The organism is Sphingobium sp. 15-1, assembly GCF_013375535.1.
Lineage (GTDB): Bacteria > Pseudomonadota > Alphaproteobacteria > Sphingomonadales > Sphingomonadaceae > Sphingobium > Sphingobium aromaticivastans.
In genome coordinates this window covers 2,543,547-2,555,588 of sequence record NZ_JABXJG010000001.1, presented here as the reverse complement: position 1 = coordinate 2,555,588, position 12,042 = coordinate 2,543,547, and the positions used below count along the sequence as shown (strand labels likewise).

Here is a 12,042-nt window from a genome sequence, read left to right as displayed (position 1 = left end):
GCTACAGCTCTGCGACCTTTCATGAGGACGCTGGACAGGGGGCGAGCATGGCGAATTTTTTCAATGTGGTGGGCAGCCAGACCATCATGGCAGGCAGCGAAAAGGACCAGTTCTTCGCCTTCACCCGACTCGCCAATCTGGACATGGTGCGCCCCGACGCGGTGCTGGCGCAGCTCGTCTGGAACTCCGCGATCCTCACCGGCAGCGGCACGGCCTATCAACTGACCGCGGCGAACATTCAGATTTCCATGGACCTGCTGATGGGCGGCACCGGCACGGACGTCATCTACGGGTCCAACCTGGCCGATGCGATCTTCTACAATAATGGCGTGATTTCCGGCGGTTTCGGCAGCTTCGACAATATCGAGCAATTCTGGCTGGGCGATGGCGACGACATCATAGACCTGACGGCGCACGACGCGGGCGGGGTCGATTATGCCAAGGATGCGCTGGTCCAGGCAGGGCTGGGCAACGACATCATCATCGGCGGCGCGGGCAAGGACAATCTGCAGGGCGACGCGGGCGACGACATCATCTTCGGCTGGCGCGGCAGCGACACCATATCCGGCGGCGCGGGCAACGACCTGCTCTATGGCGACGATCTGGGCTTCAACGCCATCGCCGGGGACGACAATATCGACGGCGGCGCGGGCAACGACATACTCTATGGCGGCCGCGGCAGCGACAAGATGACCGGCGGCGATGACGACGACATCCTCTACGGCCAGGCCGGCGGTGACAATCTGTCGGGCGGGACCGGCAACGACACGCTCTATGGCGACGATGCCGACACCAACAGCAACGACACGCTGAACGGCGATGCGGGCAGCGACTTGCTTTACGGCGGCGCGGGCAATGACGAACTCTATGGCGGCACGGGCGACGATCTGCTCGATGGCGGCGCCGGCAACGATTATATGCATGGCGGCGCGGGCAACGACACGATCCTCGCGGGTGCCGGCAGCGATGTGATCGACGGCAGCGCCGATACCGACACCATCGTCTTTTCCGGCAACCGGATGGATTATGTCTTCACGCTGCAGACCGACGGCAGCTTCATCGCGGTCGACCAGCGCGCCGGATCGCCGGAGGGCAGCAAGACGATCCGCAATGTCGAGTTCTTCCAGTTCGCGGACATGACCACAGCCTCCACGGCCTTGAACGCGCCGCCGGTCATCACCTCCAATGGCGGCGGCGCGAGCGCGGCGCTGGCCATCGATGAAAACGGCACGGCCGTCACCACCGTCACCGCGACCGATCCGGATGCGGGGCAGACGGTCGGCTTCTCCATCATCGGCGGCGACGATGCCGCGCTGTTCGCCATCGATGCCGTGACGGGCGCGCTGCGCTTCATCGCGGCGCCCAATTTCGAAAGCCCGGCCGATGCCGACGGCGACAATGTCTATCAACTGATCGTCGCCGCCAATGACGGCAATGGCGGGATGGACACGCAGGCGCTGTCCATGACCGTGCGCGACGTGCCGGACGGTTTTGCGCCGGTCATCACCTCCAATGGCGGCGGCGCTTCGGCGGCGATCGCGGTCAATGAGAATGCGACCGCCGTGACGACCGTGACGGCGACCGACGCGGACGGGCCGTCGATCAGCTACGCCATCGTCGGCGGAGCGGACGCCGCGCTCTTCACCATCGATGCGACGACCGGCGCGCTCAGCTTCAGGACCGCGCCTGATTATGAGGCGGCGGCCGACGCCGATCACGACAATGTCTATGACGTGATCGTGCAGGCCAGCGACGGCGCCAACACCGACCAGCAGTCGCTGGCCGTGACCGTCGCCAATCTCAACGACAATGCGCCGATGCTGACCTCCTATGGCGGGGCGGCCTCGATCGCCCTGTCGGTGGCCGAAAACAGCCTGCTCGCCGCCACGGTGCAGGCCAGCGACGCCGACGGAACGGCGCTCAGCTATACGATCGGCGGCGGCGCGGACGCGGCGCTCTTCACCATCGATGCAGCGACCGGCGCGCTCAGCTTCAAGACCGCGCCCGATTATGAAGTGCCCAATGACAGCAATGGCGACCGCATCTACAATGTGATCGTCCGGGCCAGCGACGGCGCCAACAGCGTCACCCAGACGCTGGCCATCGGCATCACCAACGTGAACGACAATGCCCCGGTCATCACCTCCAATGGCGGCGGCGCATCGGCGGCGATCGGCATGGCGGAAAATGGCAGCGCGGTCACGACCGTCGCCGCCACCGACGCGGACGGCACCACGCCCGGCTTCGCCATATGGGGCGGGGCCGACGCGGCGCTCTTCACCATCGACGCGGTGACGGGCGCGCTGTCCTTCATCAATCCGCCCGATTATGAAAACCGCCTCGATGCCGACGGCGACGGCGTCTATCAGGTGACGGTCCGGGCGACCGACGGCAGCAATATCGACGATCAGGCGCTGTCGATCACCATCACCGACGTGGCGGAGGGCGGCAGGACCATCACCGGTTCCTCCGGCAACAACATGATCAACCCGACCACCACCGTGCTCGCCTATCAGACGACCGCGCTCAACGACACCATCTATGCGCTGGCGGGCAACGACATCATCGATGGTGGGGCGGGCGCCGACTATATGGACGGGGGCGCGGGCAACGACATCTTCTATGTCGACACCTTCTCCGACGACGGCTTTGCCGGCAACGACGACCAGGTGATCGAACTGGCGGGCGGGGGCAGCGACCTGGTCTACGCCTCGGTCAGCTATCGCCTGGCCGCCAATGTCGAGAAGCTGACACTGACCGGCGCGGCGGCGATCAACGGCATCGGCAATGAGCTGGCCAACAGCATCACCGGCAATGACGCGGCGAACATGCTGTCGGGCGGGCTGGGCGCGGACATCCTCTACGGCATGGGCGGCAACGACATGCTGGACGGCGGGGACGACAACGACAACCTCTTCGGCGGCGACGGCAACGATGCGCTGATCGGCGGGCTGGGCGACGATTATCTGGATGGCGGCGGCGGCGCGGACAGCATGACCGGGGGCCTGGGCAATGACAGCTATGTCGTCGACAGTTGGTCCGATGACGGCAACAGCGCCAATGACGATCTGATCTTCGAACTGGCGGGCGAAGGCATCGATCAGGTCAACGCCTCGGTCAGCTACAAGATGGCCGCCGAGATCGAGAAGCTGGTGCTGACCGGCACAGACAATATCGACGGCACCGGCAATGAGCTGGCCAACACCATCACTGGCAATGGCGGCCACAACGCCCTTTGGGGTGGGCTGGGCAACGACACGCTATTGGGCAATGCGGGCGACGACCGGCTCTATGGCGAGGACGGGCAGGACAGCCTGGACGGCGGCGCGGGCAACGACCTGCTGGACGGCGGCGCGGCAGGCGACACGCTGAAGGGCGGCGCGGGCAGCGACACGCTGATCGGCGGCGCGGGCAAGGATATGCTGACCGGCGGGACGGAGGCGGATATGTTCGTCTTCAACCGGGGCGACACGACGCTCAACACGGCGAGCTATGACCGGATCACTGATTTCAAGGCGAGCGAGGGCGACCGCATCGACCTCGACTTCCTGACCGGCAGCCTGCCCGCCGCCGATTATGCGGAGAGGGCGATCGCCACCAATAATTTTGCCGACGCGCTGGCGGCCGCCAATATGACCGCCGGGGTCAATCATGTGACCTTCGTCGCTGGGACGACCGACGGATGGATCTTCTACGACGCCAATGGCGACGGGGCGTTCGAACAGAGCGTGCAACTGCTCGGCGTCAACACGCTGGCCGGGGTGGATTCTAGCAGCTTCTTTTAGCGGGTTTCGGAAGGTCAGTCAGGTGGCTGGCGGGCCGCCATTGCGTTGAAGCGCGCCTAACGGCAACACATGGCCGCCTCTAGTTACCTGAATCGGAAATTCGCTCCATTGATTTCGTCATCCCGGGCTTGACCCGGGATCCCGCTTTTCTTCAGTCAGTACAGGAGAGGAAGCGGGACCCCGGGTCAAGCCCGGGATGACGATAATGTAATGAACTTCGATTCCGCCATAGTAGCCACCCCTCACATTGGGCGGCGTCGCGTCAGACCGCCACGCCCGCCGAAGCCAGCACCGCCAGCGTCAGCAATTCCGAAGCATTGGACGCCATGGTGGCGATCTGCACGGACTTGTCCATGCCGACCAGCATCGGTCCGATCATGGTCGCGCCGCCCAGTTCGCGCAGCAGCTTGGCCGAAATATTGGCCGACTGGAGGCCCGGCATCACCAGGATATTGGCCGGGCCGGACAGGCGGCTGAAGGGGTAATTCTTCATCACCGTCGGGTTGAGCGCCGCGTCGACGGTCATTTCGCCTTCAAATTCGAAGTCGACATCCCGCTCTTCCAACACCTTGATCGCTTCGCGCATATTTTCAAGGAAGCTGCCCGGCGGGTTGCCGAAATTGGAATAGGAGAGGAAGGCGACACGCGGGTCATGGCCCATGCGGCGGGCGACCGCCACCGTGCCTTCCGCAATGTCCGCCAGTTCCTGCGCCGAAGGACGCTCATTGACCGTGGTGTCGGCCAGGAACACCGTCTTGTCCTTCGTCACCAGCACATGGATGCCGAAGGGGGTGCGGTCCGCCGCCGGGTCCATCACCCGCTTCACTTCGCGCAGCGTCTGGGCGAAGGGCCGGGTCATGCCGGTGATCATCGCATCGGCATGACCCATCTTCACCAGCAGCGAGCCGAAGATGTTGCGGTCGCGATTGACCATCCGCTCGCAGTCGCGGCGCAAATAGCCCCGGCGCTGGAGCCGCTTGTAGAGCGTGTCGACCATCTCCGGCACCAGCGGCGAGTTGACGCTGTTGTGCAGTTCGAAGCTCTCCGGGTCCTGCACGCCCAGTTCCTTGAGCTTGTCATAGACATGGCCGCGCCCGACCAGCACGGGGATGCCGTAACCCAGCGTCCGGAACTGGATCGCGGCGCGCAGCACCACTTCCTCTTCCGCTTCGGCAAAGACGACGCGCTTGGGATTGGCCTTCGCCACTTCATAGGCGGTGGTCAGGACGGACGTGGTCGGATTGAGCCGGGCCTTCAACGACTGGCGATAGGCGGCCATGTCCGCAATCGGCTTCTGCGCGACGCCGGTTTCCATCGCCGCCTGCGCGACGGCGGAGGGGACGACCTCCATCAGACGCGGGTCGAAGGGCGCGGGGATGATGTAATCCGGGCCGAAGCTGTGCGAGCGGCCATAGGCCTTGGCCACTTCCTCCGGCACCTGCTCGCGCGCGAGGTTAGCGATCGCCTTGGCGGCCGCGAGCTTCATCGGCTCGTTGATCCCGGTCGCCCGCACGTCGAGCGCGCCGCGGAAGATGAAGGGGAAGCCCAGCACATTGTTGACCTGATTGGGATAGTCCGACCGGCCGGTGGCGACGATGGCGTCGGGGCGCACCGCATGCGCTTCGGGCGGCGAGATTTCCGGGTCGGGGTTCGCCATGGCGAAGATGATCGGCTTGTCCGCCATCGACTTCACCATGTCCTGACTCATGGCGCCCGCGACGGACAGGCCCAGGAACACGTCCGCGCCCTTCACCGCTTCGGCCAGGGTGCGGGCGTCGGTCTTCACCGCATGGGCCGACTTCCACTGGTTCATGCCCTCGGTGCGGCCCTGGTAGATCACGCCCTTGCTGTCGCACATGATGACATTGTCATGCTGGACGCCCAGCGCCTTGATCAGTTCGGTGCAGGAGATGGACGCCGCGCCCGCGCCGTTCACCACCACCTTCATGTCCTTCATCTCGCGGCCGGTCAGCATCGCCGCGTTGATGACGCCCGCCGCCGCGATGATCGCGGTGCCGTGCTGGTCGTCATGGAAGACCGGAATGTTCATCCGCTCCTTCAGCGTCTGTTCGATGATGAAGCATTCCGGGGCCTTGATGTCCTCCAGGTTGATGCCGCCGAAGGTCGGCTCCATCAGCTCGACGGCGTCGATGAACTTGTCGACATCCTCGGTCTTGAGTTCGATGTCGATGGAATCGACATCGGCAAAGCGCTTGAACAGCACCGCCTTGCCCTCCATCACCGGCTTGGACGCCAGCGCCCCCAGATTGCCCAGGCCCAGGATCGCCGTGCCGTTGGAGATGACCGCGACCAGATTGCCCTTCGCGGTATAGTCATAGGCGGTCGCCGGGTCTTCCGCGATGGCGCGCACCGGCACCGCGACGCCGGGCGAATAAGCGAGCGAAAGATCGCGCTGGGTCGCCATCGGCTTGGACGCGATGATCTCGATCTTGCCGGGGCGTCCCGTCGAGTGGAAGAACAGCGCCTCGCGCTCGGAAAATTCCACATTCGACTTGTCGGTCATGGCTGCACCCACCCCCTTGTTTGAAACAATAAGCTCGCCCGTAGGGCGGTCCGGCATTCAGTTCAGGCGGAGCCGAAAAGGGTGATTTTCGAGCATCGGAGCGCAGCATACTCAAGTATGTGAGCACCGAAGCGCAGAAAATCGCGCTTTGCAGGCCCGAATGGGCTGAATGCCGGACCGCCCTAGCGGTAAGAATATCGTGTGGGCAAGTGCGAGAAGCGCAATTTTCACGCCGTTTCTTGCAGCACTGGCATGAGGCCGGGCTTCACGCTATCCGCTGTGCCATGGCGCGAACGATCGACACATCCACGCAACAGGCGACGCCTATGATGGCGCAATATCTTGCGCTGAAGGCGGAGGCGCAGGATTGCCTGCTCTTCTACCGCATGGGCGACTTTTTCGAGCTGTTCTTCGAGGATGCGAAGGCGGCGGCGGCGACGCTCGACATCGCGCTCACCAGCCGGGGCGAGCATGGCGGCGCGCCGATCCCGATGTGCGGCGTGCCGGTGCACAGCGCGGAATCCTATCTGGCGCGGCTGATCAAGGCGGGCCATCGCGTCGCCATCGCGGAGCAAACCGAAACGCCCGCCGAAGCCAAGGCGCGCGGGTCCAAGTCCCTCGTCGCCCGCGCCATCGTCCGTTACGTGACGGCGGGCACGCTGACCGAGGAGACGCTGCTCGACAGTCGGCGCGACAATATGCTGGTCGCGCTGGCGCAGGTCGGCGGCGAGGAGACGGGCGAATATGGCCTGGCCGCCGCCGATATTTCGACCGGGCGGTTCGAGACCCTGACCTTGCGGGCGGCCGATCTACCCGCCGAACTGGCGCGGCTGCGGCCAAGCGAGATCGTGCTGCCGGACGGGCTGGAGCTGGAACTGCCGGACTCCCACCCGTTCGACCGTGCCGCCTTTTCCAGCAGCCGGGCCGAAGCGGCGCTGAAACGAATTTTCGGCGTCGCCACGCTGGACGGCTTCGGCCAGTTCGGCCGCGCCGAGCTGGCGGCGATGGGCGGCCTGCTCTCCTATCTCGACCATGCGGGCAAGGGCACCCTGCCCTTCCTTGCCCCGCCGATGCGGAAAACCAGCGGCGGGCACGTCGCCATCGACGCCGCGACGCGAGAGAGTCTGGAGATCACCGCCACCATGAACGGCACGCGGGCGGGCAGCCTGCTGGGCGCGGTCGACCGGACCGTCACGGGCGCGGGCGCGCGCCTGCTGGCGCAGGACCTGTCCGCACCGCTGATGGACCAGGCCGGGATCGAAGCGCGGCTGGGGCTGGTGCAACTCTTCCATGACGACTCCCTGCTGCGCGATCAGTTGCGCGTGGCGCTGCGCGCCTTGCCCGACATCGGCCGCGCATTGGGCCGTCTCGCGATGGGCCGGGGAAGCCCCCGCGATCTTGGCCAATTGCGCGACGGGCTGGGCGAAGCGCGATTGTTGCGCGAGCGGTTGGGGCGGCTGCCCGATCAGCCCTTGCTGCTGACGCAATTGCTGCCCTGGCTGGATGGCCATGGCGCGCTGGTCGACAGCCTGTCGCGCGCCCTCGTCCCCAGCCCGCCGACCGAGACCGCCAATGGCGGCTATATCGCGGACGGCTATGACGCCGCGCTGGACGAGCTGCGCCGCCTCGCCGGGGACGGCCGCCGCGCCATCGCCGCGCTGGAGGCGAAATATCGCGAGCAGACCGGCATCGCCTCGCTCAAGATTCGGCATAATGGCGTGCTTGGCTATCATGTCGAGGTGCCTGCCCGCGCCGCCGACCAGTTGATGCAGCCCGACAGCGGCTTCACCCATCGCCAGACGCTGGCCGGGGTGGTGCGCTTCAATTCGGTCGACCTGCACGAACAGGCGAGCCGCGTGGCACAGGCAGGCGCCCATGCGCTGGTCGCGGAGGCGGCGCATCTGGAAGACCTTATCGAAGCCACCCTCGCCCGCAAGGCGGAGATCGCCCGCGCCGCCGACGCCCTCGCCCGGCTCGACGTGGCGGCGGCGCTGGCGGAACGCGCAGCCGAAGGCGGCTGGCAGCGGCCCCATTTCCTGCCCGAAGACGGCGAAGGGCCTTGCCTGGAAATCACCGGCGGCCGCCATCCCGTGGTTGAGGATGCGCTGCGCCGCGACGGCCAGCCCTTCGTCGCCAATGATTGCCGGCTGGTGGCGGGGGACCGGCTCTGGCTCGTCACGGGCCCGAACATGGGCGGCAAGTCGACCTTCCTGCGGCAGAATGCGATCATCGTGATTCTCGCGCAGGCGGGGGCCTATGTGCCCGCGCAATCCGCGACCCTGACTTTGGTCGACCGGCTGTTCAGCCGTGTCGGCGCGTCGGACAATCTGGCCAAGGGCCGCTCCACCTTCATGGTCGAGATGGTCGAGACCGCCGCGATTCTGGCGCAGGCGACCGAACGCAGCTTCGTGATCCTCGATGAAGTCGGGCGGGGCACGTCGACCTATGACGGGCTGGCGCTGGCCTGGGCGGTGGTGGAAGCGGTGCATGAGGTCAATCGCTGCCGCTGCCTGTTCGCAACCCATTATCATGAGCTGACCCGGCTGGCGGAGACGCTTTCCTCGCTCTCGCTCCATCATGTCCGGGCGCGGGAGTGGAAGGGCGATCTGGTACTGCTGCACGAGGTTGGGGAGGGTCCGGCGGATCGCAGCTATGGTCTGGCCGTGGCGCGTCTGGCGGGACTGCCGCCTGCCGTTCTCAAGCGGGCGAAAGACGTTCTGGCGCGCCTCGAAGCGGGCAAGGCCAAGACCGGCGGCATCGCGGCGGGGCTGGACGACCTGCCTCTGTTCGCCGCCGCCACCGCGCAGGTCGAGGAGAAGGTCGATCCTCTTCGCGCCGCGCTGGTGGCGATCGACGCCGACGCGCTCTCCCCCCGAGAGGCGCTTGATCAACTCTATCGGCTCAAGCAACTGGCGGCGGCCGGTCAGGAAGACTAGATAAGCCTTATGGTCATGCAGTTTCCGAAATTGGGGTCCAGGCGGGCGATCATCGACCGGCGCGCCATTTCCGACCGCATCACCGCCCTGGCGCAGGAGCATCGGGGCGACCAGATCAAGCTGCGCGGCCTGATCGTGAAGCTATTGAAGGACGCGCTGGACGCCGGGCGCGAGGATGTCGCCCGCCGCCTTAGCCAGAAGCCGACCCGCGGGCGTGAAGCCGTCACCGCCTTCGCGTTCCTGGTCGACCAGATTTTGCGGCTGCTCTACGACGCGACAACCCATCACCTCTACCCGGCTAGCAACCGCAGCACTGGCGAGCGGATCGTGCTGATCGCGGTCGGCGGCTATGGCCGGGGCGAGATGGCGCCGCACAGCGATGTCGACATCGGCTTCATCACCCCCTGGAAACCGACCGGATGGACAGAGCAGGTCATCGAATCCATGCTCTATTCGCTGTGGGACTTGGGGTTGAAGGTCGGCCATAGCAGCCGCTCCATCGACGAGACGATGCGCATGGCGAAGGCGGACCTCACCGTCCGCACTGCCCTGCTGGAAGCCCGCTATATCTGGGGCGACCGCCTGCTGTACGAGGAAACTGCCAAGCGCTTCGACGCCGAAGTCATGCAGGGCACGGCCCGCGCCTTCGTCACCGAAAAGCTGGAAGAGCGCGACGAGCGGCACAAGCGGATGGGCGACAGCCGCTATGTCGTCGAGCCCAATGTGAAGGAGGGCAAGGGCGGCCTGCGCGACCTGCACACTTTGTTCTGGATCGGCAAATATGTGAACCGGGTGAAGTCGGTCGCGGAACTGGTCGATGTCGGCCTGCTGACCGAAACCGAGCTGCGTCAGTTCCAGAAGGCGGAGGATTTCCTCTGGGCTGTGCGCTGCCACCTGCACATGATCACCGGGCGGGCGGAGGACCGGCTGACCTTCGACCTGCAACTGGAAACCGCCACCCGCATGCATTTCACCGGACGCGCCGGGCGGTCGGGGGTCGAGCGGTTCATGCGCTATTATTTCCTAAACGCGAAGACGGTGGGCGACCTGACCGCCGTGTTCCTCGCGCATCTCGATGACCAGATGGCCGAACGCGGGCGGCGTTATATTCCCAGCTTCTTCCGCAGGCCCAAGAAGCTGGACGGCTTTGTGCTGGATCGCGGGCGGCTGGCGCTGCCCTCCGACCAGTTCTTTCAGGACGATCCGGTCCGGCTGCTGGAAATCTTCGCGCTGGCCGACAAGCATGGCCTGGCCATCCACCCCAGCGCCATGCGCGCCGCCAGCCGCGACGCCAGCCTGATCACCGCCAAGATACGCCGCGATGCCCGCGCCAACGCCTTTTTCATGGAGGTGCTGACATCCCCCCGCGACCCGGAAACGGTGCTGCGCTGGATGAACGAATCGACCGTCTTCGGCCGCTTCGTCCCTGATTTCCGCCGGGTCGTGGCGCAGATGCAGTTCGACATGTATCACCACTATACGGTGGACGAACATACGATCCGCGCCGTCGGTCTGCTGGCGCGGATCGAAAAGGGCGAGCTGAATCAGGATCATCCGCTGGCGGCGGACCTGATGGGCAAGCTGCTGTCGCGCCGCGTCCTCTATGTTGCGGTGCTGCTGCACGACATCGCCAAGGGACGCGGCGGCGACCACAGCATATTGGGCGCGGAGGTGGCGGAGCATCTCTGCCCCCGCCTGGGCCTGACCCCGGCGGAGACGGAAACCGTGTCCTGGCTGGTGCTGCATCATCTGCTGATGTCGGCCACCGCCTTCAAGCGCGATCTGGCCGATTACAAGACGATCCTCGATTTCGTGGACGTGGTGCAGAGTCCGGAGCGGCTGAGGCTGCTGCTGTGCCTGACCGTGGTCGACATCCGCGCCGTCGGGCCAGGGGTATGGAATAGCTGGAAACGCCAGTTGCTGGGCGATCTTTATGAGTCCGCCGAAGAGCTGCTGCGCCTCGGCCACAAGCAAAAGGGCCGCAGCGAGCGCGTCACCGCCAAGCAGAAATCGCTGCGCGAGGCGCTGGGTCTCTCCGAGGCGGATTTCGCCAAGCTCAGCAAGCGCCTGCCCGAAAGCTACTGGATCGCGGAGCCGGACGACATCCTGTTCCACAATGCGCAGCATATATTGGAGGCGGGCGATTCCCCGCTCTCCATCGCCGCGCAATATTATCCGCAGCGCGGCGCGACGCTGGTGACGGTCTATGCCGCCGACCATCCGGGGCTGTTCTACCGGATCGCGGGCGCCATCCACCTGGCGGGCGGCAACATCATCGACGCGCGCATCCATACGACGCGGGACGGCGTGGCGATCGACAATTTCCTGGTGCAAGACCCGCTGGGCGGCGCTTTCCACAGCCCGGAGCAATTGACGCGCATCCGCAAGGCGATCGAGGATTCGCTGGCCAATCGGCACCGCATGATCACCAAGCTGGAAGCGCGCCCCCTGCCCCGCACCCGCGCCGAAGCCTTCCGCATCGAACCCAATGTGCTGATCGACAACAAGGCGTCGAACCGCTTCACCGTGATCGAGGTGAATGCGCGGGATCGCCCGGCGCTGCTGTTCAGCCTGGCCAACGCCCTGTTCCAGTCGAAGGTGACGGTGCACAGCGCCCATGTCGCCACCTATGGCGAGCGGGCGGTGGATACTTTCTACGTCACCGACCTGCTGGCCGGGAAGATCGAGAGCAAGGCGCGCTTGCAGACGCTGGAACGGCGGTTGCTGGAAGCGGCCGGCGGCGAAGTGGCGGAGTTGGAACGGGCTTGAATGCATCCTGCTCCTGCGAAGGCAGGAG

The 12,042-nt window shown here is 65.5% G+C and carries 4 protein-coding genes; 3 read left to right on the top strand and 1 reads right to left on the bottom strand.

Annotated elements, in window-relative coordinates:
- The first annotated feature begins 47 nt into the window (after positions 1–47).
- Positions 48–3,785, top strand: a complete 3,738-nt coding sequence (locus HUK72_RS12160) for a calcium-binding protein (RefSeq protein ID WP_176597000.1) — start codon at positions 48–50, stop codon at positions 3,783–3,785.
- A 262-nt stretch (positions 3,786–4,047) separates the two neighbouring features.
- On the opposite strand, the gene HUK72_RS12155 is transcribed toward HUK72_RS12160, so the two are convergent.
- Positions 4,048–6,309: an NADP-dependent malic enzyme gene (locus tag HUK72_RS12155; protein WP_176596999.1), complete on the bottom strand. Its 2,262-nt coding sequence runs from the start codon at positions 6,307–6,309 to the stop codon at positions 4,048–4,050.
- Between the two features lie 284 nt (positions 6,310–6,593).
- Between HUK72_RS12155 and mutS the strand changes: the two genes are divergently transcribed.
- Positions 6,594–9,245, top strand: a complete 2,652-nt coding sequence (mutS, locus tag HUK72_RS12150) for a DNA mismatch repair protein MutS (protein ID WP_176596998.1) — start codon at positions 6,594–6,596, stop codon at positions 9,243–9,245.
- 9 nt (positions 9,246–9,254) lie between these two features.
- Positions 9,255–12,014 carry a [protein-PII] uridylyltransferase gene (locus HUK72_RS12145; RefSeq protein WP_176596997.1) on the top strand — a complete coding sequence of 920 codons (2,760 nt, stop codon included), beginning with the start codon at positions 9,255–9,257 and terminating at the stop codon, positions 12,012–12,014.
- Positions 12,015–12,042: the final 28 nt, after the last annotated feature.